Annotated in this window: 24 protein-coding genes and 1 pseudogene; 11 read left to right on the top strand and 14 right to left on the bottom strand. The window is 72.5% G+C overall.

The annotated features are described in order from the left end of the window. The first annotated feature begins 16 nt into the window (after positions 1-16). Positions 17-916 (top strand): SIS domain-containing protein, encoded by a 900-nt coding sequence (locus tag ACVCAG_RS11155; protein ID WP_440083252.1) that lies wholly within the window; start codon positions 17-19, stop codon positions 914-916. Here ACVCAG_RS11155 and ACVCAG_RS11150 read toward each other — a convergent pair. The 3 genes and pseudogenes from ACVCAG_RS11150 to ACVCAG_RS11140 form a co-directional block, all read right to left on the bottom strand. After that, a pseudogene (locus tag ACVCAG_RS11150) lies at positions 913-1,520 on the bottom strand (IS5 family transposase). The gene ACVCAG_RS11155 and the pseudogene ACVCAG_RS11150 overlap by 4 nt on opposite strands. 153 nt (positions 1,521-1,673) lie before the next feature. Beyond that, positions 1,674-1,997, bottom strand: coding sequence for a nuclear transport factor 2 family protein (locus ACVCAG_RS11145; RefSeq protein WP_440083251.1), 324 nt, complete (start codon positions 1,995-1,997; stop codon positions 1,674-1,676). 257 nt (positions 1,998-2,254) lie between these two features. Beyond that, positions 2,255-3,085: an SDR family NAD(P)-dependent oxidoreductase gene (locus ACVCAG_RS11140; protein ID WP_440083250.1), complete on the bottom strand. Its 831-nt coding sequence runs from the start codon at positions 3,083-3,085 to the stop codon at positions 2,255-2,257. 58 nt (positions 3,086-3,143) lie between these two features. On the opposite strand from ACVCAG_RS11140, the gene ACVCAG_RS11135 reads away from it, so the two are divergent. Beyond that, the gene (locus ACVCAG_RS11135) at positions 3,144-3,800 is read left to right on the top strand and encodes a TetR family transcriptional regulator (RefSeq protein ID WP_440083249.1); all 657 of its coding nucleotides are present in this window, start codon (positions 3,144-3,146) and stop codon (positions 3,798-3,800) included. Positions 3,801-3,946: 146 nt separating this feature from the next. Here the strand turns inward: ACVCAG_RS11135 and ACVCAG_RS11130 are convergent, their stop codons facing one another. Further along, positions 3,947-5,044 carry a serine hydrolase gene (locus tag ACVCAG_RS11130; RefSeq protein ID WP_440083248.1) on the bottom strand — a complete coding sequence of 366 codons (1,098 nt, stop codon included), beginning with the start codon at positions 5,042-5,044 and terminating at the stop codon, positions 3,947-3,949. Positions 5,045-5,109: 65 nt separating this feature from the next. Here ACVCAG_RS11130 and ACVCAG_RS11125 point away from each other — a divergent pair, with 65 nt between their 5' ends. Continuing rightward, positions 5,110-5,601, top strand: a complete 492-nt coding sequence (locus ACVCAG_RS11125; protein ID WP_440083247.1) for a MarR family transcriptional regulator — start codon at positions 5,110-5,112, stop codon at positions 5,599-5,601. Between the two features lie 45 nt (positions 5,602-5,646). Here the strand turns inward: ACVCAG_RS11125 and ACVCAG_RS11120 are convergent, their stop codons facing one another. The 8 genes from ACVCAG_RS11120 to ACVCAG_RS11085 all read right to left on the bottom strand — a co-directional run bounded on the left by ACVCAG_RS11120 (position 5,647) and on the right by ACVCAG_RS11085 (position 15,011). Beyond that, the gene (locus ACVCAG_RS11120) at positions 5,647-6,729 is read right to left on the bottom strand and encodes a serine hydrolase (protein WP_440083246.1); all 1,083 of its coding nucleotides are present in this window, start codon (positions 6,727-6,729) and stop codon (positions 5,647-5,649) included. Between the two features lie 115 nt (positions 6,730-6,844). Then, the gene (murQ, locus tag ACVCAG_RS11115; RefSeq protein ID WP_440083245.1) at positions 6,845-7,774 is read right to left on the bottom strand and encodes an N-acetylmuramic acid 6-phosphate etherase; all 930 of its coding nucleotides are present in this window, start codon (positions 7,772-7,774) and stop codon (positions 6,845-6,847) included. Positions 7,775-7,902: 128 nt separating this feature from the next. Beyond that, complete coding sequence (locus ACVCAG_RS11110; RefSeq protein WP_440083244.1) at positions 7,903-8,823, bottom strand: GNAT family N-acetyltransferase; 921 nt, start codon at positions 8,821-8,823, stop codon at positions 7,903-7,905. Continuing rightward, positions 8,820-9,830, bottom strand: coding sequence for an oligopeptide/dipeptide ABC transporter ATP-binding protein (locus tag ACVCAG_RS11105; protein WP_440083243.1), 1,011 nt, complete (start codon positions 9,828-9,830; stop codon positions 8,820-8,822). Before ACVCAG_RS11105 ends, ACVCAG_RS11110 begins: the two co-directional genes overlap by 4 nt. Beyond that, positions 9,827-11,173, bottom strand: a complete 1,347-nt coding sequence (locus tag ACVCAG_RS11100; RefSeq protein WP_440083242.1) for an oligopeptide/dipeptide ABC transporter ATP-binding protein — start codon at positions 11,171-11,173, stop codon at positions 9,827-9,829. The genes ACVCAG_RS11105 and ACVCAG_RS11100 overlap by 4 nt, the downstream gene beginning before the upstream one ends. 4 nt (positions 11,174-11,177) lie before the next feature. After that, positions 11,178-12,134 carry an ABC transporter permease subunit gene (locus ACVCAG_RS11095; RefSeq protein ID WP_440083241.1) on the bottom strand — a complete coding sequence of 319 codons (957 nt, stop codon included), beginning with the start codon at positions 12,132-12,134 and terminating at the stop codon, positions 11,178-11,180. A gap of 64 nt (positions 12,135-12,198) precedes the next feature. Then, positions 12,199-13,206: an ABC transporter permease subunit gene (locus tag ACVCAG_RS11090; RefSeq protein WP_440083240.1), complete on the bottom strand. Its 1,008-nt coding sequence runs from the start codon at positions 13,204-13,206 to the stop codon at positions 12,199-12,201. After that, positions 13,203-15,011 carry an ABC transporter substrate-binding protein gene (locus tag ACVCAG_RS11085; RefSeq protein ID WP_440083239.1) on the bottom strand — a complete coding sequence of 603 codons (1,809 nt, stop codon included), beginning with the start codon at positions 15,009-15,011 and terminating at the stop codon, positions 13,203-13,205. The genes ACVCAG_RS11090 and ACVCAG_RS11085 overlap by 4 nt, the downstream gene beginning before the upstream one ends. A 442-nt stretch (positions 15,012-15,453) precedes the next feature. Between ACVCAG_RS11085 and ACVCAG_RS11080 the strand changes: the two genes are divergently transcribed. Together ACVCAG_RS11080 and ACVCAG_RS11075 are read left to right on the top strand one after the other, a co-directional pair. After that, the gene (locus tag ACVCAG_RS11080) at positions 15,454-16,569 is read left to right on the top strand and encodes a M20 family metallopeptidase (RefSeq protein ID WP_440083238.1); all 1,116 of its coding nucleotides are present in this window, start codon (positions 15,454-15,456) and stop codon (positions 16,567-16,569) included. Continuing rightward, positions 16,566-17,399: a GNAT family N-acetyltransferase gene (locus tag ACVCAG_RS11075; RefSeq protein ID WP_440083237.1), complete on the top strand. Its 834-nt coding sequence runs from the start codon at positions 16,566-16,568 to the stop codon at positions 17,397-17,399. Before ACVCAG_RS11080 ends, ACVCAG_RS11075 begins: the two co-directional genes overlap by 4 nt. A gap of 140 nt (positions 17,400-17,539) precedes the next feature. Here the strand turns inward: ACVCAG_RS11075 and ACVCAG_RS11070 are convergent, their stop codons facing one another. Further along, positions 17,540-18,526, bottom strand: a complete 987-nt coding sequence (locus ACVCAG_RS11070; protein ID WP_440083236.1) for a LysR family transcriptional regulator — start codon at positions 18,524-18,526, stop codon at positions 17,540-17,542. A 296-nt stretch (positions 18,527-18,822) separates the two neighbouring features. Here ACVCAG_RS11070 and ACVCAG_RS11065 point away from each other — a divergent pair, with 296 nt between their 5' ends. The 3 genes from ACVCAG_RS11065 (at position 18,823) to ACVCAG_RS11055 (ending at position 21,139) form a co-directional block, all read left to right on the top strand. Further along, a complete protein-coding gene (locus tag ACVCAG_RS11065) occupies positions 18,823-19,536 on the top strand; it encodes an ATP-binding protein (protein WP_440083235.1) in 714 nt (237 codons plus the stop codon). A gap of 11 nt (positions 19,537-19,547) precedes the next feature. After that, positions 19,548-19,850: a YbfB/YjiJ family MFS transporter gene (locus ACVCAG_RS11060; RefSeq protein WP_440083234.1), complete on the top strand. Its 303-nt coding sequence runs from the start codon at positions 19,548-19,550 to the stop codon at positions 19,848-19,850. A gap of 212 nt (positions 19,851-20,062) precedes the next feature. Continuing rightward, positions 20,063-21,139: a cellulose binding domain-containing protein gene (locus tag ACVCAG_RS11055; RefSeq protein WP_440083233.1), complete on the top strand. Its 1,077-nt coding sequence runs from the start codon at positions 20,063-20,065 to the stop codon at positions 21,137-21,139. 36 nt (positions 21,140-21,175) lie between these two features. Here ACVCAG_RS11055 and ACVCAG_RS11050 read toward each other — a convergent pair whose 3' ends face one another. Further along, positions 21,176-21,742: a ferritin-like domain-containing protein gene (locus tag ACVCAG_RS11050; RefSeq protein WP_440083232.1), complete on the bottom strand. Its 567-nt coding sequence runs from the start codon at positions 21,740-21,742 to the stop codon at positions 21,176-21,178. Between the two features lie 137 nt (positions 21,743-21,879). Between ACVCAG_RS11050 and ACVCAG_RS11045 the strand changes: the two genes are divergently transcribed. From ACVCAG_RS11045 to ACVCAG_RS11035, 3 genes are all read left to right on the top strand, one after another. Then, entirely contained in the window at positions 21,880-22,941 is a 1,062-nt protein-coding gene (locus tag ACVCAG_RS11045) for a YhjD/YihY/BrkB family envelope integrity protein (RefSeq protein WP_440083231.1), read from the top strand. A gap of 276 nt (positions 22,942-23,217) precedes the next feature. Then, on the top strand, positions 23,218-23,718 hold the full coding sequence (locus ACVCAG_RS11040; protein WP_440083230.1) for a calcium-binding protein: 501 nt from the start codon (positions 23,218-23,220) through the stop codon (positions 23,716-23,718). 228 nt (positions 23,719-23,946) lie between these two features. Next, positions 23,947-26,046: a tetratricopeptide repeat protein gene (locus ACVCAG_RS11035; RefSeq protein ID WP_440083229.1), complete on the top strand. Its 2,100-nt coding sequence runs from the start codon at positions 23,947-23,949 to the stop codon at positions 26,044-26,046. The last annotated feature ends 2 nt before the right edge of the window (positions 26,047-26,048 follow it).

Genomic DNA, 26,048 nt, shown 5'->3' with positions numbered 1-26,048 from the left:
ACATGAAAGGCGCTTAATGAACGTCCTCGACGGCCCCACCCCCGTGAACCTGGTGGCCACGGTGAGGGCCGTCCTCCCCTCCCTCACCCCCGCGGCCCAGTCCATCGCCCGTCTCATCCTCGACGACCCCGCGGTGGTGGCCCGCAGCACCATCACCGAGTTCAGCGCGGCCTCCGGTACCAGCGAGGCCACGATCGTGCGCACCGCCAGGGCCCTGGGCTTCGCCGGATACTCCCAGCTGCGCTTCGCCCTGGCCGCGGCGGTGGCCAGGAACGAGCCCGAACGGCTGGTCCCCGGCGACCTCGGCCCCGACGACCCGCTGACCGACGTGATCGCGAAGGTGGCCAGGGCCGAGTCGGAGGCGCTGGCCGACACCGCGGCGCAGCTCAACCCCGACCGGCTGGGCATGGTGGTGGAGGCGGTGGCCGGGGCGCGCAAGGTCGACGTCTACGGGGTCGGCGCCTCCGGGCTGGTGGCGGCCGACATGGTGCAGAAGCTGATGCGGATCGGCCTGCCCGGCCACGCCTACACCGACGCGCACCTCGCGCTGACCAGCGCGGCGCTGGTACGCGACGACGACGTCGCGGTGGCGGTGAGCTGCACCGGCGAGACCCCCGACGTGCTGGCGCCGATGCGCGTCGCGCGGCGGGCGGGCGCGACCACGGTGGCCATCACCAACAACCCTCGCTCCTCCCTGGCCGGGCTCGCCGACCACGTCCTGGTCTCGGCGGGCAGGGAGACCGCCTTCCGCCCGGGGGCGCTGGCCAGCCGGATCAGCCAGCTCCTGATCGTCGACTGCATCTTCGTCGGCGTCGCCCAGCGCACCTTCGACACCTCGGACGCGGCGCTGCGGGCCACCAGGGACGCCATCGACGGCTTCAGGACCGACTACCCCCGCCGGAGCAGGCCCTCCTAAGGCCTGTCTGACAATTCAAAATGGCGGAGCCAGAGCATGACGGATGCCAGGGTGACGCCTGCGAGGTAGCGGCTGGCGAGCTTGTCGAAGCGGGTGGCGATGGCTCGCCACTGCTTGAGCTTGGCGAAGCACCGCTCGATCAGGTTGCGCTCTTTGTAGGTGATCGCGTCGAAGGCGAAAGGGCTGAGTCCGCCACGGGAGCGCCCGAGGGCTTGTCGTCTTTGGGAGGCTTTCGCATCAATCGTCTCACCGCTGTCCCCCTTTTTTGGGCTCCGGCGGCGTGCTGGTGCGCGCGGGCGATGGTCGAGTCGATGCTGACGGTCAACTCGACCGTCCCGAGAGAGTCGTCTTTGACCTGTAGATCTTCCAGAATCCTGGCCCAGGTGCCGTCTCGGTCCCGGCGTTTGAACCGCTCATAGCAGGTCTGCCAGGGACCGTAGTGCTCGGGGATGTCGCGCCAGGGCGATCCGGTCCGCAACCGCCGCAAGATCCCGTTGGTGACCTCGCGGTGATCACGCCAGGGCCGTCCCCTGCCGTCCGTCGCGGGCAGCAGGGGCTCGATCCGTTGCCAAGCCTTGTCGGTCAGCTCGCCTCGTCGCACCACGAGCGATTATCTAACCGCCTCCACCGTGATCATTTGTCAGGCAGGCCTTAGTTGCGTCACCACTGTCGGGTTGATCAGTTCGTCCATGGTGCCCATGGCTGGTCTCCTGTTCATGGCCGGGGCAGCCCTCAGGCCGCCCCGGCCGGTGATGAGTCAGACGGGGTCGATCGCGAGGTCGGTGACCTGGTCGTCCTTGATGCCGAACACGAACGCGAAGGACAGAGGCCCGCCGGGGAACTCACCGTCCCCGGAGGCCACCAGACGGTCGCCCGCGAACGAGGTCGGCGTGATCACGATCTTGGGGTTGATCAGGTGCCCCTGGATCCACTCGCGGATCTCGGCCTCGCCGGTGTAGGTCGTCCCGTCATCGCGCACGGTGGCCCCGTCGCCGAAGACCGCGGCCAGCGCGTTCGCGTCGTGCGCGTTGGTGGCCGCGATGAAGTTCTCGACAGCCTTGGGAAGGGTGATGTCGTCCATTTCTGCTCTCCGGTCTTCTCGGGTGCCAGGACGCGGGCGCGTCCTGGTACGTCCCTGCAGCACCTCGGCAGCACGATGACGATGCGGGCGGCGACCCGCCACAGGCCGTGCAGCGCGGTGACCAGCTCGAGGTGCCGAGCAGGGGTCAAGTCGGCATAGACATGCGCGGGGCGCATACTGATGAAGGCTTCGTCGGGTCGGTTGTGTGTGGTAACTCAATCCACCCCGACGAGGCTCCTCACGTTCTGGCAACAGGCTTAGAAGTCCGCACCGCGCGAGAGCTTTTCGTTCGCGCGCAGCTCCGCGAGTGCGTTCTCGTGCATCGCGACAACGACGTCGTAGCCAGAGTTGCCGAGTACGATCCGTTGCGGCGGAACGGGTGCGTTCATCGCGCTGATCACGGCCTGCACTCCGCGTTCAGGGTCACCCTCTTGCTTGCCGTTATGTTCCACGAACGCCGCCTTGACGCCCTCGACCAGCGGCACGTAGGCGTCGACGGTCTCGTTGACGGGCTCGTTCTGGAAGCCGGCGAAAGCCTTGGTGCGGAACGCTCCCGGCTCTACGACGAGCACGCGCACACCGAACGGCTCAACTTCATGGCGCAGTGTCTCCGACAGTCCTTCGAGCGCGAACTTCGCCGCCGAGTAGTAGCCGAACCCCTGTGCGCCGACGAGGCCTGCCACCGACGACATGTTCACGATCCAGCCGTCGCCGCGTGCCCGCATACCAGGCAGGACCGCGCGTATCACCTCGACCACGGCGAACAGGTTGAGGTCGAACGTGCGGCGGATCGTCTCGTCGGGGGCCCCCTCGACCGAGCCGAACCAGCCACGGCCCGCGTTGTTGACGAGCACGTCGATCCCGCCGAACCGCTCCTCTGCCGTCTTGACCGCCGCGCGCACCTGCTCGGCATCGGTGACATCGAGCTGGAGAACCAGCACACGGTCGCCGTGCGGTTCAGCCCATTCCTGCAGTTCAGAGGGCCGACGTGCTGTCACCACCACCTGATCGCCCTGTTTCAGTGCGGCCTCGGCATAGACCAGGCCGAACCCTCCGGGTGTCCCGCCAGTGATGAACCAAGTCCTCATGGACTTCTCCTTTCGCTATAGCGGGCAATGTAGCGCTATATAGGCTACTGTAGCAAGCATGCAGAACGCACGGGATCGACTCCTGCTCGTCGCGGCGGAGTTGCTGGAGGGCGGCGGCACGGTGTCCACGAGGGCGGTGTGCGAACGCGCCGGGGTGCAGGCCCCGACGCTGTACCACCACTTCGGCAGCAAGCAGGGCCTGATCGACGCCGTGGTGAACCACGGCTTCACCCAGTACACGGCGGTCGAGAGCTCTGGCGAACCGCTGGACGACCTGCGCGAGGGCTGGGACAGGCATGTGCGGTTCGGGCTGGAGCACCCGTCGTTCTACGGGCTGCTTTACGGCCGCGCCGAGCCGGGAAAGCCCTGCGCCGTCACCGCTCCCGCGCACGCCGCGTTGCGCGAGAGGTTGACCGCCGCCGCCGCCCAGGGCCTGCTCAAGGTGCCGGCGGACGACGCCGCCGAACAGGTGCTCGCCGCCAACGTCGGTATCACGCTCACCTTGATCAGCCAGCCGGAGCCGGACTTCGGGCTGTCCGGACGCGTCCGCGAGGCCGCGCTGGCCGGAGTCCTGCACACGCCCTCCGCCGACGCCCCCGCGACCCGTGCGAGCGCCGCACTGACGTTGCGTGCGCTGGTCGGCAACGACCCGGGCGACCTCACCCCTGGCGAACGCGCGCTGCTCGGCGAGCTGCTGGACCGCCTGGCCCGCTAGAGCACGCGGTGTTCCTCAGAGGGGCCGCACGACCTCGTCGCTCTGGACGCGCGGCCCCGCCCGGATGTGCCGCTGCGCTACTTGGTTTGAATTGTCAGACAGGCCCTAGCCCGCCCGGCTCCGCGCGGGGCGTCCGGACGCCCCGTTCACAGGCAGCCGTAGAGCGCTTCCAGGATCGGCGGCCAGCGAGGGTCGGGGCCGGCGGGGGCGATGATCGTACGGCTCGGCGTGTAGCCGAACCCGACGCCGGCCACCGGGTCGGCGAAGGCGAGCGAGCCGCCCGACCCGCTGTGCCCGAACGCCTCCGCCCGGGGCGCGAAGGGGCGCACCTCGTTGGGGAGCATGTATCCCAGGCCGAAGCGGGTCCGGCCGCGCAGGACCTCGTCGAACCCGTCGCTGTGCGCCGTCGTGGCGCGCGCCAGCAGCTCGGGGTCGAGGAGGTCGCCCGACAGGAGCCTGCCGTACAGGGTCGCCAGGGCTCTGGCGGAGGCGTGGCCGTTGGCGGCGGGGATCTGGGCGGCACGCCAGCGCCCGGTGTTCGGCAGGCCGGGCACGAGCTGGTCGGCCGGGTTGAGGAACGCCTTGGCGGTGACCGACGCGGGGTCCGCCATCGCCTCGGCCAGCGGGGAACCCGCGGGCATGGGCGGGCTTTCCGGCGGGAGCACGAACGCCGCCCGGTGCGCGTCCTTACCGGGAAGGCCGATCGAGAGGTCGGGGACGCCGAGCTCTCCGGAGACCAGGTCCCGGATCTCCCTGCCGGTGACCCTGCGGAGCAGTTCGCCGACCAGCCAGCCGAACGTGACCGCGTGGTACCCGTGCCGCTCCCCCGGTGTCCACCACGGTTCCTCGGCGGCCAGCGCGCCCGCCATGGCGTCCCAGTCGTAGAGGCTTCCCGGTGGCAGCGGGGAGCGGACCGCGGGCAGCCCCGCGCGGTGGGAGAGCAGCTGGGCGACGGTCGCCTCCGAGGCAAACTCGGGCCAGTAGCGGGCCACGGGCGCGTCGAGGTCGACGAGCCCGCGCTGCGCGCACAGCAGGGCCACGGTCGCCACGACGCCCTTGGAGACCGAGAAGACGTTGACGACCGTGTCGCGACGCCACGAACGGCTCCCGCCCTCGTCGGCCGTGCCGGACCAGACGTCCACGACGGGACGGCCGCCCACGGTGACGGCCAGGGCGGCGCCTCCGGGACCGAGTCCCTCCCTGAGCGCCTCGACGACCGGGGTGAACGCGGGATCGCAGAGCATGGTCTCCTCCTCCGATTACTAAACCATAGTTGCGCAATCATGGTTGAGTATTGGATGGTGACCACGTGACGTCAAGCCCGGTCGATCCCGGCGCAGCCGGAGACCTCTCCCTGCTCTTCACCGCCCTGGCCGCCGCCTGCGACGCCGAGGTGCGCGGGCGCATGGCCGCGGCGGGTCACACCCAGGTGCGCACCGTGCACGGCTACGTCTTCCAGCACCTGCTCGGCGGCCCGGTCCGCGTCAGCGACCTGGCGGGACTGCTCGGCATGACACCGCAGGGCGCGTCCAAGGTCGTGGCGGACATGGAGCGGATCGGCTACCTCACCCGCAGGGCCGATCCGGAGGATCAGCGGGCGCGCGTCGTCGAGCTGACCGGGCACGGCAGGGACGCCGTCGAGGCAGGCCGTACGGCACGCGCCGCCGTCACCGCCGAGCTCCGCGCGGTCCTGGGCGAGACGGCGGCGGGGGATCTGGTGTCGTCCCTCGATCGGCTGGCCGACCACACGGGCGCCATGCGCGAGCTCCTCGCCCGCCGCCTCCGGCCCCGCTACACGTGAGCCCCCGGTGAGCCCCCTGAAGCCCCCGCGCTCCGTCGCGCGGGCTCAGGACAGGCGCAGGGCCTCGGCGGCGACCGCGTGGCGCAGGTCGCGGATGCCCGCGCGGCCGCGCAGGGGGTGGACGTTGTTGGTCAGCAGGACGACGGTGAGGGCGCGCCCGGGATCGACGACGAGCGAGGTGCCGGTGAAGCCGGAGTGGCCGTAGGCGTCGGCCAGCGGGCCGACGATCGCGGGGTCGCCGATCCGCACGCCCAGGCCGTGGCGGAAGTCCGCGCCCCGCACGCCGTGGTCGCGGGTGATCTCCGCGACCGCGCCGGGACCCAGCACCGGCGCTCCCCCGGTGCGCAGCGCCTCGGCGAAACGTACGAGGTCGTCGGCGGTGGAGAAGATCCCGGCGTGCCCGGCGACCCCGCCCAGGCCGTGCGCGGTCTCGTCGTGGACCTCGCCGCGCACGCATCCGGGGCCCGGGCGCTCGGGCTTGTGCTCGGTGGCGACGATCCGGGGCAGCAGGGACGCGGCGGGGCGGTAGCCGGTGTCGGGCAGGCCCAGCGGATCGATGACCCGGACGCGGGCGAGTTCGTCCAGGGAGGCCCGGCCGGCGATCTCCGCCACCCGGCCCGCCGTGATCAGCCCGACGTCGGAGTACAGGTAGCGCTCGCCCGCGGGACCGATCGGCGCTGTCGAGAGGATCCGCTCCATGCGCGTGGCGTGGATCTCCGGGCCGTCGCCGGGGATCTCCTCATGGGCCCTGCGTCCCGGCGGCAGGCCCGCGGTGTGGGTGAGCAGGTGCCGCAGGGTGACCTCGGGGGCGCCGCCGTAGCGGCCGGGCAGCCAGGCGGCGACGGGCTCGTCCAGGCCGAGAAGGCCGTCCTCGGCCAGCGACAGGATGACGGCCGTGGTGAAGAGCTTGGTGATCGAGGCGAGGTCGAAGATCGAGTCACGGAGGGCGTGCGGCCGGTCCGCGGCGAGTTCCTCGGAGGCCGACGCGTAGCGCACGGCCTCCCCGGCAGCGGCGGCGGCCACCGTGACCCCGCCCACGGCGATCGCGGCCACCGCCGCCGAGCAGACGCGCGGCACCGCCGCCCCGAGGATCCCGGCGAGCCGGGCACCTTCCGCGAAATCGGTCACCGCTCCCGCTCCATCCCCCGGTCCCGGCTCGGATTCCCGCCCCCAATCCCGGTTTCGCGACCCTGGTCCCGCTCCCGGTTCCGCGGCCGGCGCCGGTTCCCCTTCCGCGGGAGGTTCAGGCACCCCTGGCCTGTCCCGCCGCCTCCAGCGCCGCCTCGAGCTGGTCGCCGTGCCGCTCCAGCAGGATCCGGGCGCCGCCGGCGTCGAGGCCGTGCTCGATCATCAGCACCGCGACCTTCACGTGCCATCCGGCGGCCTCCAGCGCGGAGCGGGCGGCGGAGAGGGCCGCCCCGGTGATGTCGCTGACCATCCTGGCGGCCCGGTCGGCCAGCTTGGAGTTCATCGCCGACACCTCGATCATGGTGTTGCCGTAGGTACGGCCCAGCTTGACCATCGCGATCGTGGAGATCATGTTGAGGACCAGCTTCTGCGCGGTCCCCGCCTTGAGCCTGGTGGAGCCGGTCACCACCTCCGGACCGACGATCACCTCGATGGGGTGCAGCGCGGCCGCCGACAGCGGGGTCGCGGCGTTGCACGACAGTCCCACGGTCAGGGCGCCACGGCGGCTCGCCTCGGCGAGCGCGCCGAGCACGAACGGCGCGCGACCGCTGGCGGAGACGCCCACCACCGCGTCGAGCGCGCCCACCCCCCGTTCCCGGAGGGCCGCCGCTCCCCCGGCGTGGTCGTCCTCCGCGCCCTCGACCGAACGGGTCAGCGCGGGAGTGCCCCCCGCGATGACGCCCTGGACGAGCTCGGGATCGGTACCGAAGGTCGGCGGGCATTCGGAGGCGTCCAGCACTGCCAGCCGGCCCGACGTCCCCGCGCCCACGTAGAACAGGCGGCCCCCGGACTTCATCCGGGCCACGACCGCGTCCACCGCGGCCGAGATCTCCGGGATCGCCTCGCCCACCGCCGCGGGCACCGCGGTGTCCGCCGCGTTCATCAGCCGGGCCACCTGGTCGGTGGGAAGCCGGTCGATCCGGCTGTAGCGCGGATCGCTCTGCTCGGTGGAGAGCGTGGACAGTGTGGCTAGTTGATCACTCATGACGTCCCATGTCGTTAGTTTTCCTGATCTCACTACCGCTGAGTAGATGATCTTCTGACAGTGAGGCCGTTACCGGCACATACCCGGTTGGAGCCCGCCCATCGGCCCGTCCCGGCGGGCACGGGCCGTCACGGCAGGCCACGGCGGTAGAGCCAGAAGACCCGCTCGGCGTGCGCGCCGACCGCCCTGGCGTAGAAGCGCAGCGGCCCCACCCAGCCGATCTGGGTGCTCGACATGCCGGCGGCCCGCTGCTCGGCGAGGCAGCGGCGTACGAGCACCCGGCCGACTCCCAGGCCCCGCGCGGCCGGCGCGGTGCCCATCGGGCCGAACCAGGAGGGCCTCGAACCCCAGGCGGCGAAACCGAGGATCTCGCCCTCCCTGACGGCGTAGTGGCAGCCGGTGGCCTGCTCCGCCTCCCACGCCCACCTGGCGTTCCACTGCTCCTCGACGAAGGCCGACACGGCGGCGCGCTCTCCGGGGGCGGCGGCGCGCACGGTGACCCCCAAGGCCGCCAGCCGCGCGAGGCCGGCCTCGACGGACAGGTCTCCGGTGAGGTCGGCGATCATGTTCCAGGCGACCCGGTAGCGCTCGTAGCCGAGGCTCTCGGCCAGGCAGGCGGCCTCGGTGTAGCGCACGTCGATGCCGGGCCAGGCGTAGCAGGGCGGGTTGCCGGCGAGGCGGACCTCGGTCGCCCCCCGGTCGCGCAGCCAGTCCTCGGCCGCGGTGACCAGTGCCCGGCCGAGGCCCGCCCCCCGCGCCTCGGGACGTACCGCGAGCAGGTCGATGTGGCCCGCGTGCGGGTCGCGCGCCGACATGGAGGCGAACGCCACACCGTCGAGGCCGCCTGTCACCAGTGCCGTCCAGGACCGGTGCGCGGGCGGTGTGGCGAGCCTGGCGACCAGGCTCGCGGCCTCCCCCGCGTCATGGGCGAGCGCGGCCCCGGCGATCCCCGCGAGCGCCGCCGAGTCGGCGGCGACGGCCTCGCGGATCCCGGACGCCGCGCCCGCGCTCCCCGGCCCCGCCCCGGGACCGTCTCCCAGCGGGTTCACGGGTGGCCGACCGGCATGGCGACGACGTTGCGGGGAGCGGGGTGGAAACAGGCGTGCTCCTGGGGCGTGCCGCCGCCGTGGCCGAGCAGCGGATGCTCCGACTCGCAGCGGCCGGTACGGAACGGGCAGCGCCGGGCGAACAGGCAGCCCGCGTCGAGGCGGCTCTCGTCGAGCGCCCCGGTCGGCGTCACCGGCTCCTCGCCGGGCCGCTCCAGGCCGTGCAGCACGGGGATGGCCGACAGCAGCGACTGGGTGTACGGGTGCACGGGGCCGGAGATGATCGTCTCGACGTGGCCGCGCTCGACGACCTCGCCCCGGTAGATGACGTACAGCTCGCCGTCGTCACCGATGTAGCGCGCGGTCGCCACGTCGTGGGTGATGAACAGCACGCTCACCCCGAGGCGCTCGCGGAGGTCCTTGAGCAGGGCGAGGATGCCCAGCCGCAGCGATACGTCGATCATGGAGACGGCCTCGTCGGCGACGAGCATCTCGGGGTCGACGGTGAGGGCGCGGGCGATGACGACCCGCTGGCGCATGCCGCCGGAGAGCTGGTGGGGATAGCGCGACAGCACGTAGCCGGGGTCGAGGCCGACCAGTCCCAGCAGCTCCTGCGCGCGCCCGTCCACCCACGCCCGCGAGCGGCCGGTCTGCGCGGCCCGCAGCGACAGCGGCGCGTCCAGCGTCTGGTGCACCGTGCGGGTCGGGTTGAGCGCCGAGTACGGGTCCTGGTGGATGAGCTGGATACGGCGGAAGTAGGGCTCGCGCTGCTTCGGGCGCAGCGACGACATGGGCGTGCCGTCGATGGTGATCTCTCCGGAGTCGTGTTTCTCCAGTCCGGCGATGATCCGTCCGAGCGTCGTCTTGCCGCAGCCCGACTCCCCGATGAACGACGCCGCCCCACCCTTCGGAATGGCGAAGTCGACGCCGCGCAGCGCCTTCACCTCGCGTCCGGCGAGGAGGCCGCCCCGCTGTTTGAAGGTCTTCGTGATTCCCCGGCCAGTGATCACGTTTTCTCCCTCGGTCCGTGTGTCCGGGCGACCCGTCCGGCTCCCCGCGGGACCGCGTCCCGGTCCTCGTACGCGGTCGCGGCCCCGGCCCCGGCCCCGTCCGCGCCACGTGCGGCGTTCCCGGCTCCGTTCCCGTTCTCGTTCTCGTTCGCGGTCCCGTTCCCCTTCCCGGTACGCGCGGCGTCCGCGTCCGCGTCCGCGTGGCGGGCGGCGACGGCGTGGCAGGCCACGATCCACTCACCGCGCGAGACGGCGGGCGGCTCCTCGGTCTCGCAGACGTCCATGCGCAGCTCGCAACGCTCCCTGAAGACGCATCCCCGCGACGGAACGGTCCCAAGCGTCGGCGGGCGGCCGGGCAGCGCCCTGGCCTCCCCGATGTCGCCGATCAGGCGCGGGATGGCCCGGATCAGGCCCTGGGTGTAGGGGTGGCGGGGGGCGCCGAGCACCTCGGTGGTCGGCCCCTGCTCCACCACGCGCCCGCCGTACATGACGGCCAGCCGGTCGGCGACCTCGGCCACCACGCCGAGGTCGTGGGTGATGACGAGCGTGGTGAGGCCGCGCTCCTCGTGGACCTCCCTGACGATCCGCAGGATCGTGGCCTGAGTGATCATGTCGAGGGCGGTCGTGGGCTCGTCCAGGATGACGAGGTGGGCGTTGAGCACCAGCGCGAGCATGATGCCGACCCGCTGGCGCATCCCGCCGGACAGCTCGTGCTGGTGGGAGTCGAGCACGCGCGCGCCGTCCATGCCCATCCTGCCGAGCAGGTCCTTCGCGTCCCTGACCAGCCCCCGCAGGTCCTGGACGTCGTGCGAGCGGCCCAGGTCGAGGAGCTGCTTGCCGACCGTCTTGAGCGGGTTGAGGGAGTTCTGGGCGGCCTGGAAGACGTACCCGATGTGTCGTCCCCGCGCCCGGCGCAGATCGTCGCCCCGCAACCCGACGACATCGCCGAGCCCGTCGATCTCCACGCTGCCCGAGCGGATCCTGCCGGGGGGCTGGACCGCGTTGAGCAGCGACAGCGCCAGGGTGGACTTGCCGGAGCCCGACTCGCCGACCACCCCGGTGATCGTCCCGGGCACCAGCTCGAGATCGATTCCCGACACGGCGGGCAGCTCCCCGGCCGAGGTCCGGTAGACGACGGACAGGCCGTTGACCCGCACTCCCGGCGGGCCGTTCCTCCCGGCCTCGCGGAGGCTCGCGGTGCCTGCGGTGCTCTCGATGCCCCCGATGCCCCCGATGCCCTCCGTGCGCCGGGCACCCCAGGCGCCCCAGGCGCGCCGGGGCCGCACGGCGGCGGGCCGCCGCTCGCCCGGTGTCACGGACACCTTCTCCGAATGTGTGAACATCTGTTCAGTCCTCCCGCAGCCGGGGGTTGAAGATCTCGTCCATGGCGTCGACGACGAGGACGATGCCCAGGGTGAGCAGCAGGATCGCCAGCAGCGGCGCCAGCATGTACGGCAGCGCGGTGGTCGTCGTCAGCGCGCCGCCGCCGAACACGGCGAGGTTGAGCATGACGCCCCAGTTGTTGGCGTCGAACGGCAGGACGCCCAGGAAGAACAGGCCCACCTGCGCGTACACCGCGCCGGTCACCGCGATGAGCATGTTCATCGCGATGAAGGGGGCCATGCTGGGCAGCAGTTCCCTGCCGATGATGTGGCGGCCGGACAGGCCGAGCCCCCTGGCCGCCTCGATGAAGCCGCGCTCGCGCAGCGAGAGGGTCTGCGCCCGTACGGCGCGCGCCACGCCGCCCCAGCCGAGGAGGCCGAGCACCAGGCCCATCTCGATCGCGCTGGTGAACTTCCAGACGGTCGACAGGACCAGCAGCAGCGGGAGGGCGGGGATGGTCAGCTTCATGTCGGTGATCCGCATGAGCACGCTGTCCCAGCGCCCGCGCCGGAACCCCGCGAACAGCCCGACGGCGGTGCCGAGGGCGACCGTGATGACGGCGGTGACCAGGGCGGTCATCAGGACGTACCGGGAGCCGGTGACCACCAGGGCGAGCACGTCGGTGCCCTCGAAGTCGGTGCCGAAGGGGTGCGCCAGGCTCGGCGCGGCGTAGAGCGCGTTGTCGTCGCGCGGCAGCCGCGCGGGGTAGAGCAGCGGCCCGAAGATCCCCATGAACGCGAACACGCCCAGGATGGCCACGCCCACGATCCGGCTGGGCTTGCGCCGCAGGACCCGCCAGACGCCGCGCCGGAAGTTGCGCCGCTGCGCCGCGCGGGTGCCGGAGACGCCGGGAACACCCGGGGCGCCCGGGGTACCGGGAGCGCCGGGAGCGCCGCCGGTGGTGATGACCGGCGCCGTCATGCGACCACCTCCGCCACCGGTGTGGCCTGCGGGCCGCCTCCTGCGGCTTCCCTGATTCGCCCGGTCATGATGCCTCCTGTCCGGAACGGACCCGTGGGTCGATGGCGGTGTAGAGCATGTCGGCCACGATGTTGGCGATGACGATCGCCACGGTGATCAGCAAGAAGGCCCCGCCCATCAGCGCGTAGTCGCGGTCGGTGATGCTGTTGAGCAGCAGCAGACCCAGCCCCGGGTAGGTGAAGATCCGCTCGATGAAGATCGCGCCGCCGAACAGCAGGCCCAGCGAGAGCGCCAGGATGGTGAACAGCGGCAGGATGGCGTTGCGCGCCACGTAGCGGAAGATGATCCCGCGCTTCATGCCGCGCAGCTCGGCGGCGAGGATGAAGTCGTCGCCCAGCACGGTGACCACGCTCGACTTCATCGCCAGGATCCAGCCTCCGTACCCGGCCAGCGCGTAGGTCAGGACCGGCAGCGTGGCGTACTGGACCAGCGAGGCGATGTAGGCGGCGTTGAGGCCGGGTTCGAGCGTGACGTCCGCGGTGCCGCTGGAGGGGAAGATCGGCAACAGGGTCGTGAAGACCGCGCTCAGCAGCAGCGCGAGGACGTACTGCGGCAGGCCGTGCAGGAGCGAGCCGGAGACGGCCAGGATGTCCCCCAGCTTGCTCGACCGCTTGATCGCCGCGTAGACGCCCAGGATGATGCCGACCGCGAAGCTGAGCAGGGTGCCGACGAGGACCGGCAGGATCGTCCAGGTGGCCGCCGAGCCGAGCAGGGTGGTCACCTCCGCGCCGGGGACGCTCAGCGACTGGCCGAGGTCGAGGTGGAGCAGGCCCCGCATGTAGTCGAGGTACTGCTCCCACATCGTGCCCTTCGGCATGAACCCGTACAGCACCGCGACGGCGCGCTCGGCCTGGTCGGGCGACATGCCCTGCTCGACCAGCTTCTCGTAGCGGGCCCGCATGGGGTCGCCGGGGATGCTCCTGATGATCACGAAGCTGATCGTGGTGACCACCAGGACCATGGCGAGCCCGCGGGTGAGGTGGCCCGCGAGGCGGCGTGCGATGACCGTCATGTCCGGCCCTTCCTCTTGACCATGCCGAGCTGGAGCCAGACCCCGGAGGTGAGGCGCAGCGCGTCGCTGTCATCGCCCGGGAATCCGGTGAAACGGGTGGTGTTGACGACCTGGGTGTTGACGTAGTCCCACAGCTGGATCACCGGGAGGTCCTGGTTGGCGGTCCTGCCGAGGGTCGAGACGATCCGCCGCTGCTCGGCCTCGGGAACGGAGTTCAGCTTCACCGCCAGCTCGCCGGGGTTGACCCTGCCCACGCCTCTGACGTCGATGAGCTCGGCGCCGCCCATCCAGTTGCCCTCCGTGCCGGGGGCGACGTGCTTGAGCCTGCCGCCGAAGAGCTGCCAGCCGTTCTGGGCCCCGTACAGGCGCTGGAAGATGTTGTACGGCGCGGGGCCGAGCGCCACCAGCCAGAAGCCGAGGTCGTACTTCCCCGCCGCCATCTCCTCCAGGTAGAGCGGGTAGTCGGCGGTGGTGACGACCTGCGCGTCGATGCCGGCGTCGTTGAGCTGGCTGGTGACGGCCTTGGCGCCGGCCAGCCAGTCGGAGAAGGACGCGGGCACGTTGATGGTCATCTTCCAGGGGCTGCCGTCGGGCATCGTCCACCTGCCGTCGACCTTCCTCATGCCCGCGGCCCGCAGCTCGCTCGCGGCCCTGGCGGGGTCGTGCCGGTACGGCTCCAGGGCGGCGAGGCCGTCGCCCAGCCACGCCTTCGCGGCCTCCTGGTGCAGGCCCGAGGTGGTGACCGAGGCGGTGCCGCCCTCGGGGGAGGCGACCTTGGTGACCTGCTTGCGGTCGATCAGGTAGGCCAGCGCCCGGCGGACGTGCACGTTGTCGTAGGGCTTCCTGGACTGGTTGAACGCCAATCCCTCGCTGACGGGCGAGTATCCCCTGACGACGGCGTTGCCCGAGGTCTCGGTGATCCGCCGCATCACGCCGGCGGGGACCGCGGTGAACGGCGCGCTGTCCAGCCTGCCTGCGACCAGGTAGTTCCAGACCTGCTCGTTGCCGGTGTAGTTGAGGATGCGCACCTGGTCGGCGGCGACGTTGGCCGCGTTGTAGAAGTTCTTGTTCTTGACCAGCAGCGCCTCGCCCGGGTTGACGCGCTTCAGGACGAACGGCCCCGCGGAGACGTCCTTGGCCGGGGCGAAGGAGATGACCTTGTCCGCGAGGCTGGTGATCCCGGCCCGCGCCGCCTCGGCCCCGGGGGCGGTGCTTTGCGCGAGCTTCAGCTTCTGCCAGAAGTCGGCGGGCAGCACGCCGCGCCAGACGTGCTCGGGGACGATGACGGTCTCCATGACGCTGCGGACGAAGGAGGAGCTCGGGTTCCTCGCCGCCTGGGTGATCTTGATCGTCCTGTCGTCCACGATCGTGATGTCGGAGGCCGTACCGGCCGCGGAGGGGTCGAGGGCGTAGGCGGTGCCGCCCTGGGTGTACGCCAGGCCGATGGAGAACTTCACGTCCTCCGCGGTGATCGGCTCGCCGTCGGACCACTTCCCGCCCGGGCGGAGCCGCAGGGTGATCGAGGACTGGTCGGGGGCGATCCGCCAGCTCTGCGCGACCCCCGGGTAGAACTGGTTCGGGTCGGTCAGGTGGTTCTTGGTCCACCCCAGCCACTCGGCGTTGTAGCCCCGGAAGGCGTTGCCCTTGGGGTTGTACGGGTTGATCGGCGCGTTCGCGTCGATGCCCGGCTTGAGCGCGTCGATCGTGGTGAAGACGCCACCGGCGGAGCTGTCGCCGCCGCTGCCACACGCCGCGGCACCGGCGGCGAGGCAGAGGGAGACCGCTGCCGCTGCTAGTCGCTTCATGAACCGCTCCGTTGGGTGTTCTTCGAGGTCAAGGCACAAATACCGAGGCGTCGGCGTTGTCCGGACAATACGTTCGACCCACCGTTCGCGTCAATTATCTCCACTTTCGTGATACTCCCTGTAACTTTCCTTCACCGACCGGCCGCCCCGGCGCCGCCCCGCGCCGATCGGCGTCGGCCCCGCGCGGGGCGGGCGATCCGGGCCGGACGGCGGGGTGGACGATCTCGGCCGGGCGGGCGCGGGACGGGAGGCGCGGGACGGCGAGACGAGAGACGCGGGACGGGGAGGCGCGGGGCGGGGAGGCGCCCGGCGCGAGACGCCCTTGGCCGGCCGCACGAAGAACCTGGCCGCTCTTCGGGGAATTCGGGAAACCAGACGAATCCGGGTGCCCCGGCCTGTCGTACGGTCGCGGTAACAACGGATCTGCGGAGAGGCGACCACGGTGAACCTGGACGTCATGCTTGAGGACCTGCGAGAGCTCGTCGTGTGCGAGTCGTTCTCCGCCGACCACCGGGCGGTGGCCCGCAGCGCGCGGGTGGTCGGCGACCAGGGGCACCGCAGGCTCGGCGTCAGGGCCGAGACGATCGTGATCGGTGGCGTCACCCACCTGCGGTGGACCTTCGGCACCCCCAGGGTGCTGCTGCTCGGCCACCACGACACCGTCTGGCCGATCGGCTCGCTCCTGGCCCGCCCCTGGTCGGTCGCCGACGGGATCGCCCGGGGCCCCGGGGTGTTCGACATGAAGGCCGGGCTGGTCCAGATGTTCCACGCGCTGGCCGCGCTGCCGTCACCGGAGGGGGTGTGCGTGCTGGTCACCGGGGACGAGGAGGTCGGGTCTCCGACCTCTCGCGCGCTGGTCGAGGAGTCGGCGCGCGCCTGCGCGGCCGCGTTCGTCCTGGAGGCGAGCGCCGAGAACGGCGCACTCAAGATCGCACGCAAGGGCACGTCGATGTACGAGGTCGTGGTGCACGGCAGGGGCGCGCACGCGGGGCTCGACCCCGGCAGGGGCGCGAACGCCGGGGTCGAGCTGGCCCACCAGATCCTCGCCGTCACCGGCGTCGCCGAGCAGGTGAACGACGGCCGGGTGACGCGGGGGCCCCTCGGACCGGCCACCGTCACGCCCACCGTGCTGTCGGCCGGGACCACGGCCAACACCGTGCCCGCGCTGGCCCGCCTGGCGGTGGACGCCCGCGTGCCCACCCTCGCCGCGCAGAGGCGGGTGGACGAGCTGATGCGGGCGCTCTCCCCCCGGATCGCCGGAACCCGGTTGGAGATCACCGGAGGCCCGAACCGTCCTCCCCTGGAGCACGCCTCGTCGGCCGGGCTGTTCGCCCTCGCCCAGCAGGTCGCCGCCGATCTGGGGCTCGCCCCCCTCGCCGGTGCCGGCGTGGGCGGGGCCTCCGACGGCAACTTCACCGCCGGGGCGGGCTGCCCCACCCTCGACGGGCTCGGCGCGGTGGGCGGTGGCGCCCACGCCGACGACGAGCACGTCGTCGTGGCCGAGATGCCCTGCCGCACGGCGCTGCTGGCGGGCCTGATCAGGGCGGTGCTCGCGTGAGCGGCGTGGTGTCACCGGCGAGCCGGGGGAACGCCCGGGTGAACGACCCGGTGCTGCGCGAGCTGCGCTCCATCGAGGAGTTCGAGGACGTCTTCCGCCTGTTCGACGGCATCTGGCACCCCACCCCCGGCGGCGCGCCCGTCACGGTGGAGCTGATGCGGGCGTTGTCGCACGCGGGCAACTACGTGGCCGGAGCGTACGAGGGCGGCAGGCTGGTGGGCGCGTCGGTCGGCTTCCTGGGCGCTCCGGCCGGGCAGGTGCTGCATTCGCACGTCACCGGCACCCTGGCCGGGCGCGGGATCGGGTTCGCGCTGAAGCTGCACCAGCGGGCGTGGGCGCTGGAGCGCGGCCTGGAGCGGATCACCTGGACCTACGATCCGCTGGTGCGGCGCAACGCGCATTTCAACCTGGCCAAGCTGGGAGCCCGCCCGGAGGAGTACCTGCCGTCCTTCTACGGCGCGATGAGCGACGCGATCAACGCCGGGGACGCCTCGGACCGGGCGCTGGCCGTCTGGCGGCTGACCGAGCCGCACGTCCTGGCCGCCGTTCGGGGGGAGCCGCACCGCCCGGTGATCCCGCCGGACGCGGTGAGCGCGCTGATCGAGGGAGACGACGGCGGCCCCGTGCGGGAACCGTCCGAGGCGGCCGGGGCGGGAACGGTGCTGGTCGCCGTGCCCCGGGACGTCGAGGCGCTGCGCCGCGCCGATCCGCGGGCCGCCGGGGCGTGGCGGCTGGCCGTGCGCGAGGTGCTGGGCGGCCTCCTGCGGGACGGCGCCCGCGTGACCGGCTTCCACGACAGGTCCTGCTACGTCGTGGAACGGCCTCCGTGACGTGGCCTCAGGACCGGGCTGCGAACGCGGGACCACCGTGAGAACGCACGCCCGCCCGTGATCGCCCGTACGGCGACGACGTCAAGATCACCCCGAAGCTCGAGGGGAGACGCGGCGCGGGCCGCGGGCCATCATGAGGATCACCGGTATCGAGTGGCGGCGGGTGGCTCTTTCCCCGCCGAGGGAGACCGGGGCCCCGGACCCGCCGGCCCTGCGGTGCGGAACGGGTCGCCGGTCGGCAGCCATGCCCCCTCGTCGTCCAGACCGAGGCCGCCGACGTCGCGGGTCAGCGTTTCGACGGTGGCCCGCACGGCCTCGCGGGTCTCGTCGCGCCGGGAGACGAGGGCCCATGTCCAGTACGGTGCCGGGTCGACCACCGCGCGCCGGTGGAGGTCCGGCGGCACCGGCGCGCTCAGGCCCTTCACCGAGTTGATGACGGGGCGGCGAAGCCGGCGTACGTGGTCGAAGAAGGCCCGGCCGGCGATGCCGCCGTCGTCGACGTGCACGACATGGGCGCCGGTCTCGCGGGCGAACGCCTCGGCGTAGCGGTTCCACGAGTTCCAGGTGGCGGTGTCGGTATCCACCAGCACCACGGTGTCCTTGGCCTGGACGGCGGACGTCTCGGCGCCGGCGGAGACCGCGAGGAGCCGGTCCGCGCCGATCAGCCGGGCCTCGAGGCCGTGGCCGGCCAGGTCGTCGGTCCGCACGCCGCAGATGGCCAGGTCGATGCTGCCGTCGGCGACCCGGCCGGCCTGGATGTGCGAGGGCATGACCCACGCGTCGACGTGCAGTTGCGCGACACCGGACGCGCGGGTGACCAGGTCGGGCGGCAGCCAGCTGACGTAGCCGAGCTGGACCGGCTCGGTGGTGGCCAGGCCGGTCGCGGAACGGCGCAGCTCGTCGGCCTGTTCGAGCACCGCCCGGGCCTGGACGAGCAGGGCCCGGCCGGAGGGGGTCATCGCGACCGAGCGGCGGTCCCGGTCGAACAGGCGCACGCCCAGATCCCGCTCCAGCCCCTTGATCTGCTGGGAGAGCGACGGGCCGGCGATGCGCAACCTGGCCGCGGCGCGGCCGAAGTGCAACTCCTCGGCCACCGCGACGAAGTAGCGCAGCTGGCGCAGCTCCATCCACGCATCATAACCCTGTAGGAGGTTTCACCTAACAGCAGGGAGCGAACCGGTCGTGGCGAGATGGCGCCGGCTGGACCCACGATGGGTTCACGAAAACGGGGAAAGTCGCGATGCCCGCACGTCCGACCGGCGTACCGGCCGCACCGCCGGAGGCCGGTACGCCGCTGCCGCCGGCCGAGCCGCCGCTCGGCGCGCCGCGATCCGGCTTCCGCGAACCCTCTGAGGTGTCCGGGTCCCGCCCTGTTCGAACGAGCCGGTGATGCCAGCGGCCGAAACCTTCCGAAAGAGTGAACTTGAACGCAAACCAGGCGGCCCTGACCACTGAAGAGGATCTGATTCGGCGCCGGTTCGCCGCCGCCGCCGCTCACGAACTCCACACTCCCCTCGCCGGGCTCAGGGCCGAGTTCGAGGAGGCCCGGTTGCATCCCGGCCAGACCGATCTGCCCCGGCTCCTCGACGCGGCGCTTCGCGGCGTCGAGCGGCTCGAAGCGATCACCGCTGACCTTCTGCTGCTCACACGGATCGCGGAGGCGGCACACGGACGGCAGCAGCCGGTCGACCTTTCCGCCGTGGCCCGCGCCCATCTGGCCGAGACGACCGGGGGCCCGGACATCCGGTTGCGGGCCACCTGGGCGCAGGCCCCGGTCGTCGTCGACGCGGTGCCCGCGCTCCTGGACAGGCTGGTGGCCAACCTGCTCGACAACGCCCGCCGACACGCCCGGCACTCGATACAGCTCCAGGTACTCCGGCACGAGACCACGGCCGAGCTCGTCGTCGCCGACGACGGGCCCGGCATCCCCGTCTCGGACCGCGAACGCGTCTTCGAGTGCTTCTCCCGGCTCGACAGCGCCCGCTGCCGGCACCGCGGCGGTACCGGCCTCGGCCTGGCCATCGCTCGCGACATCGCCCACGCTCACAACGGCACCCTGAACGTCGAGGACGCCGACGCGGGAGCGCGCTTCGTGCTCCGCCTCCCCGTCGCCAGGAACGCCGTCGGCCGGCCCTGACCGGCGGGATCGTGGCCGCCCTGGTGGCGGCGACCCTCTTCGGCGCCACGTTCCTCGGCGTCGCCACCCTCACCCTGGCCACCGGCGCCCATCTGCGGGTCCCGCGCGCGATCGCGATCCTCACCACCGGCTACAGCGTCGGGCAGATCCTCGGCCCCGTGATCGTGACCCCGCTTCTGCGTCACGGCTACCATTCGGCGCTGCTCGTCGGCGCCGCCCTCGTCGCGCTGGCCGCCGCCGCGGCCGGCGCGTTGCGCCACCGCTTCCCGCACCACCTCGGCCCGCTGCCCCGCCGCGTCGGCGCCGATCGTTGACGCCCGGCGGACGGCCGACGCCCCCGTCCCCGGCCGCTCGGCGGCCCCGCGGGCCCGCGTGGAGGGCGACGGCGACACGAGACCGGGAGCGGGTTGAAAGTTACACCCCCGCCCGCGGCGGTCCGCAGGTCAGGCCCTCCCGGGCGGGCGGGTGGCTTCCCGCCCCCATCCGGGGCGCCTAGCATCGGCCCCCACCGAGGCGGGAGCGCGAGATGCGAAGGACGGCACGCGGAAGCGGCACGATTCTGACGGTTCTGGCGGCCGCGGTGACCGCGGTCGCGACCATGGGACTCCTCCTGGTGGGCACCGCGGCCCCCGCGCGGGCCGCGGCCACCAGGATCATGGCGCTCGGCGACTCCATCACCGGCTCCCCCGGATGCTGGCGGGCCCTGCTCTGGAACCGCCTCGTGAACGCCGGTCACACCGGGATCGACTTCGTCGGCACCCTGCCGCCGCAGGGCTGCGGCGTCGCGCACGACGGGGACAACGAGGGGCACGGCGGGGCGCTGGTCACCAACGTCGCCGACCAGAACCAGCTCCCCGGCTGGCTCGCGGCGGCCAGGCCCGACATCGTGCTGATGCACTTCGGCACCAACGACGCCTGGAGCAACCGCCCGACCGCCACCATCCTGTCCGCGTACGGCAAGCTGGTGGACCAGATGCGGGCGAGCAACCCCGACACGAAGGTCCTCGTCGCCCAGATCATCCCCATGAACCCGAGCACGTGCGGTGAGTGCGCGCAGCGGGTCTCCGCGCTCAACGCGGCGATCCCCGGCTGGGCGGCGGGCAAGACCACCGCGCGGTCACCGGTGGTCGTGGTCGACCAGTGGACGGGCTTCAGCACCGCGTACGACACCTACGACGGGGTGCACCCCAACGCGTCGGGCGACCAGAAGATCGCCGACCGGTGGTTCCCCGCGCTGGCCGCGCTGCTCGGCTCGGACCCGAACCCCACACCGACGCCGACGCCGACGCCGACCCCCACGCCCGGCACCGGTTGCACGGCGGTCTACCGGACGGCCGGCCAGTGGTCGGGCGGCTTCCAGGGCGAGGTGACCGTCAGGAACGACGGCCCGGTGGCCTTCACCGGCTGGACGGCGAACTGGACCTTCACCGGGCGGCAGATCAGCCAGTCGTGGAACGCGACGGTGACCCAGTCGGGAGCCGTCGTCTCGGCGCGGAACGCCGCCTGGAACGGCTCCCTGGCTCCCGGCGCGACCGCGACCTTCGGCTTCCTCGCCTCGGGGACGGGCTCCCCGGCTCCCGAGGTGTCCTGCACGACCGGCTGACCGGCCGGGCCGCGCCGCGCGGCCCGTGCCCGCCGCTCAGCCCCGCCCCCGGGAGTCCCCGCCGGCCAGGGCGCCGGGAAGTCTCTCCAGCAGGCCCTTGAGATCGTCGGCGTGCTCCTCCTCCTGGGCCAGCAGGTCCTCGAAGACGCGCCGGGTGGTCACGTCGTCGTTGCCCAGCCAGTTGACGATCTCGGTGTAGGAGGCGATCGCGATCCGCTCGGCGACCAGGTCCTCCTTGACCATCTCGATCAGGTCGAGGCTGTCGTCGTACTCGGCGTGCGAGCGCGCGGCCAGCGTCTCGGGGTTGAAGTCCGGCTCGCCGCCGAGCTGGACGATGCGCTGGGCGAGACGGTCGGCGTGCTCCTGCTCCTCGGCGGCGTGCTCCAGGAACTCCGCGGCCACCAATCCGGCGTGGAGGCCCGAGGCGGTGTAGTAGTGCCGCTTGTAGCGGAGCACGCAGACCAGCTCGGTCGCCAGGGCCTCGTTGCACACCTGGATCACCCGGGGCAGATCCGCGCCGTAGGCCGACGTGATGGGACCCTTGTCGATCTCCTGGCGCGCCCGCGCCCGAAGCTCCTTGATATCTGTGAGGAATTCAGCCATGAGCCTGCACTACCCAGAATCGGCCTCTTATCCAGTGTCCTCGGCCACGGTCGGAGGCGTTTTGTTCGTGACGTCGTTCACGGGGTAGCGGGTCCGGCGATATGGGAACAGCGACGAAGGTCCCGCAGACGCGGACCATGAACGGCGAAGAGCTCTCCGCCGACCACGCGTGGACGACCCTGCGCAAATACGGCCGATGGCACCTGGTCCGCGACTCCGTCGCCAGGTTCAGGTACGGCGAGGGCATGACCAACGCCAGGGCTCTGGCCTTCCAGATCTGCCTGTCGATCATCCCCGGCGCCATCGCGCTGGTCGGGCTGAGCTCGGTGATCAACCAGGAGCATCTCGGCGAGGTGCTGGAGCTGGTCCTGAGCCGGCTCGCGCCGGGGGCGGGGGTGGACGCGGTCAAGGACGTGCTCGCCGACAGCCACCGGCAGGCGGGCCGTACCGGGGGCGCCCTCGCGCTCTGGTTCGGCCTCGTCACCGCCCTGTTCTCGCTGACCAGCGCCATGGCCCAGGTGGAGCGGGGGGCGAACCGCATCTACGGCGTCGAGCGGGACCGGCCGTTCCATCGCAAGTACGGCAGGGCCCTGGTGATGGCCCTGACGGCCGGAGCCTTCATGACCGCCGGTTTCGTGGTGATGGTCGGCGGCGGTGCCATCAGCAGGGCCCTGGCTCAGGTCTACGACTGGGACGCCGGGACCACGGAGGCGTTCAACCTGGTGCGCTGGCCGCTCGGTTTCCTCCTCGCGCTGCTGTCGACCTCGGTGCTGTTCCGCGCCGCTCCGCGCAGGAGGCAGCCCGGTCACACCTGGCTGGCGTTCGGCGCCCTGGTCTCGCTCACCCTGTGGACGGTCTTCACCCTCCTGCTGGCCTTCTACACCGAGAGCAGCGGCACCTTCGGCGCCACGTACGGACCGCTCACGGCCGTCATGGCGCTGTTGCTGTGGTCGTTCCTCAGCTCGATCGCCCTCTTCCTGGGGCTGGCGTTCGCCGCGCAGATGGAGGCCGTCCGCGCGGGGCGGGCCGGCCCCGTCCACCCCGACCCGGGCCCCACCGCCGCCGAGGAGCGGGAACCCCTGGTCGGAGCGGCGGGCGCGGCGACCGTCGCGGTCGCCAGGACACTCGTGAAGTCCCTGCGCGGGCGCCGGACCCGAACCGGGCCCCCCGTCCGGCCGGGAAACAGCGAGCGGCGTTGACGCGCTCCCTGATCCGAAGACCGGGGGTTCAGCCCGTGCGGCATGATGCGGCACCTCTGAGGCTTCCTCGCGGCATGGACCGACACCCGACGCCGCCGCGACCCGAGCCACCCCCCCCCAGGCCGCGAAGACAGGCATCGCGCCGTCTTCGTCCTGTAGGTATTCGGGCCGGTACCGGGCGCGCATTTCAGCACAGACCGGAGAGGAACGAGGCGCTTTCCTTAGGTCATCGGCCCGACGGGGGCCGGGATCACCGAATCGAAGGACTGAATGAAAATGCGTCGTCACATCGCCGCCCTCGCCCTCACCATCGCCGGTTTGGCCGGCATGGCGTCCCTGTCCGCTCCCGCCCAGGCGGCCGCGCCGATCACCGTGACCGTGAGCCTCGGCGGCCTGTCGGTCACCGGCACGACCGGATCCGACCTGATCACCCTGGCCGAGGGGACCGGCGCCATCAAGGTGACCGGGACGGGCGTCACCTCCAGCGACAGCGACTGCCAGCCGATCTCCGGCGGGGTCAGCTGCAGGAACGCCGGCACGATCATGGTCAACATGCGCCAGGGCGACGACATCGTCAACAACGACACCGTCAACCGGTTCACCGAGATCTTCGGCTCGGCCGGCAACGACACCCTCTGGGGCGGCAGCGGCCGCGACGTCCTCGTCGGCGGCACCGGCAACGACTTCCTGAACGGCCGTGGCGGCAACGACACGACCGACGGCGGCGCCGACACCGACACCTGCACCGGCGAGACCGAGGAGAACTGCGAGTTCTGAGCGACCGGCCTCGCGGGAGAGGGCCGGTGGCGGGCCGGGCGTCCGATCGGGCGCCCGGCCTTCTCGCGTCCAGCCTCACCGGCGGCGGTCCGGCCGACGTCACAGTGCGTTACGGCCGATTCCAGAGGGGACATGGGACCGTTCATCACGATAGTCAACTCATCAAGTAGAAGTTCGCCGAACCATAGTGAGATATATTCATGTGCGGTGATCTGAGGGGGTGGAAGGGTGTCGGCACAGGAACGCAGGCTCGCGGCCATCGCGGCGGCGTCGGCCGACGCCTTCCGGGGCGGCGACTACCACCAGGTGAGAGCCGAGGACGTCGCGGAGCGGGTGCGGCTGCCGCGGGGCGCCGAGGGCGGCAGGGGCCGCAGCGCCGTCTGGCTGTACAACGAGGTCAGGAGCCGGCGCGTGCTGGTGGCCCTGGCCGCCAAGCACGCCTTCGACGAGTTCACCTCCGGCGACGGCGCGCCGGAGCCGCCGCGCTCACTGCTCGACGCGCAGCGCCTGGTCACGGCGGCGCTGCGCAGGGTGGCGCGCTTCCACCAGGTGGAGCGTTTCATGCTCGCCCAGGTGCGCCTGGGCATCGGCGACATCTCCACCTCGGAGAAGCGCCCGTCGGGCGGCCAGGTCCAGCCGGTGTGGGAGACGACGGAGGTCTACGGCGCCACGGCCGCCGCGGGATGGGAGGGCCGTGTCACCGCGTACGCGCGGTATCTGGCGCCCAGGCTCGAGCTCGCCGCACTGACGGTCGGCGTCCCGCCCGCGGGGTGGGCCACGGCGAGCGCCGAGCGCCTGTCGGAGCTGGCCTTCCGGTCGATGGCCGACGACCCCGAGGGCCCGGCGGACCGGCAGGCGGCCGCGCTGTGCGCGCACTGGCTCGCCCGTGACCTTTTCCCGCTGGCCGGGGAGTGGGCCGAGCGGCTGCACGCCGCCGAACGTACCGCCGAGTTCACCGAGCGGGCGGGCTCCGGCGGCCATGCCAGGGTTCGCGCCCTGGAGGTGGTCCTGCAGGTCCTGCTCGACGGCAGCCCGCTGCTGGCCCGGGCGGCGGAGGTCGGCGGGGAGCTGGCGGACCTGCTGACGGCCGGCCCTCACGACCCGCGGGCCCTGTGCGACGTGACCAGCAGGCAGGGTCTGGCCCTGCTGCGCCTGGGCGACCTGGCGGGCGCGAGGTCCTGCTTCGAGCGGTCGCTGCGGGCGGCGGGCGAGCTCTCCGGCTCCGCGGACGTGACGCCGCTCAGCGCCCGGGCGCGGCACAACCTCGCCGAGGTGCTGGTGGAGGCCGGCCGTCCCGCCGAGGGCCTGCGCGAGCTGCGGAAGGTGAACGAGCAGCGGGCCGAGGACGTCCCCGCCACCGGGGTCGCCCCGGCGTGGCGGCGGTTCACGCTCACCCGGCAGGCGATGGCCAGGGCCGCCTCCCGCGCGGGCCGGGTCGTCACCGGCGTGACCGTGGCCGAGGCGACGCTGGCCGACCGCGAGCAGCGCCTCGGGCCCGACAGCGTCAACACCGCCTCGGCCAGGGTGACCCTCGCCGAGGCGCTGCTCGCGGCGGGCCAGCCCGCGCAGGCGCGCCACCACCTGACCGAGGCTCTCCGGCTGCGGACGCAGCACCTGCCGCCCGAGGGCTACTGGCTCCAGTACGACGCGGTGCGGCTGGCGGAGATCGAGCTGGCCTCGGGATTCCCCGCCCAGGCGGTGCGGCTGCTCACCGGGGTCACCGTCACCACGGAGTGGTTCGCGCGGCAGGTGTCGCCCCGGCTGGGCAACGAGGCGGCGCTGGTCCGCGCCGTGGCGCTCACCGCGTCGGGCGAGCCCGCCCAGGCGCTCGCCGCCCTGCGGGCGCTCCCGCCCGAGCGGCCGGTGCGGCGGGCCCAGGCCACCGCGCAGCTGGCCTTGGGCGACGCGGCCGGTGCGGCGCGGGTGCTCGCGTCCCTCGCGAAGGACGAGCGCGGCATGGACGACGACTTCCCCGGCCAGGCGGAGCGGCTGCTGCTGACCGCCCGTGCCGCGTACGCCCTCGGGCACGAGGACGAGTCGGAGGCCGCGAGCGCGGCGCTCGTCACGATGGGCGAGGACACGCTGGACGCCTCGCACCCGCTGGTCCTGGCCGGGCGGCTGGACCTCGCGCTGCGCAGGATGGGCTCGGGCGAGGTGGAGGAGGTGGCGCCCCTCCTCGCGCCGCTGCTCGACCGCCGCCCGCTGGCCCACGGCCGCCCGCCCCTGGGCGAGGGGCACCCGCTGCTGGCCGCGGCGCGGTCCGTGGCCACGCGGGTGGGCGAGCCGCCGTCGAGCACCCCGGAGGACCGCCTCTGGGAGGACGGCTGACC

The organism is Streptosporangium sp. G12, from assembly GCF_052983175.1.
The sequence above is the reverse complement of the archived record's forward strand: the minus strand, read 5'-3'. Positions and strand labels throughout refer to the sequence as shown.

Coding starts and splice junctions, on each gene's coding strand:
- ACVCAG_RS11155 (WP_440083252.1), top strand. CDS start 17: ATGAACGTCCTCGACGGCCCCACCCCCGTGAACCTGGTGGCCACGGTG.
- ACVCAG_RS11145 (WP_440083251.1), bottom strand. CDS start 1,997: ATGGACGACATCACCCTTCCCAAGGCTGTCGAGAACTTCATCGCGGCC.
- ACVCAG_RS11140 (WP_440083250.1), bottom strand. CDS start 3,085: ATGAGGACTTGGTTCATCACTGGCGGGACACCCGGAGGGTTCGGCCTG.
- ACVCAG_RS11135 (WP_440083249.1), top strand. CDS start 3,144: ATGCAGAACGCACGGGATCGACTCCTGCTCGTCGCGGCGGAGTTGCTG.
- ACVCAG_RS11130 (WP_440083248.1), bottom strand. CDS start 5,044: ATGCTCTGCGATCCCGCGTTCACCCCGGTCGTCGAGGCGCTCAGGGAG.
- murQ (WP_440083245.1), bottom strand. CDS start 7,774: ATGAGTGATCAACTAGCCACACTGTCCACGCTCTCCACCGAGCAGAGC.
- ACVCAG_RS11100 (WP_440083242.1), bottom strand. CDS start 11,173: ATGTTCACACATTCGGAGAAGGTGTCCGTGACACCGGGCGAGCGGCGG.
- ACVCAG_RS11095 (WP_440083241.1), bottom strand. CDS start 12,134: ATGACGGCGCCGGTCATCACCACCGGCGGCGCTCCCGGCGCTCCCGGT.
- ACVCAG_RS11090 (WP_440083240.1), bottom strand. CDS start 13,206: ATGACGGTCATCGCACGCCGCCTCGCGGGCCACCTCACCCGCGGGCTC.
- ACVCAG_RS11085 (WP_440083239.1), bottom strand. CDS start 15,011: ATGAAGCGACTAGCAGCGGCAGCGGTCTCCCTCTGCCTCGCCGCCGGT.
- ACVCAG_RS11070 (WP_440083236.1), bottom strand. CDS start 18,526: ATGGAGCTGCGCCAGCTGCGCTACTTCGTCGCGGTGGCCGAGGAGTTG.
- ACVCAG_RS11055 (WP_440083233.1), top strand. CDS start 20,063: ATGCGAAGGACGGCACGCGGAAGCGGCACGATTCTGACGGTTCTGGCG.
- ACVCAG_RS11050 (WP_440083232.1), bottom strand. CDS start 21,742: ATGGCTGAATTCCTCACAGATATCAAGGAGCTTCGGGCGCGGGCGCGC.
- ACVCAG_RS11045 (WP_440083231.1), top strand. CDS start 21,880: ATGAACGGCGAAGAGCTCTCCGCCGACCACGCGTGGACGACCCTGCGC.
- ACVCAG_RS11040 (WP_440083230.1), top strand. CDS start 23,218: ATGCGTCGTCACATCGCCGCCCTCGCCCTCACCATCGCCGGTTTGGCC.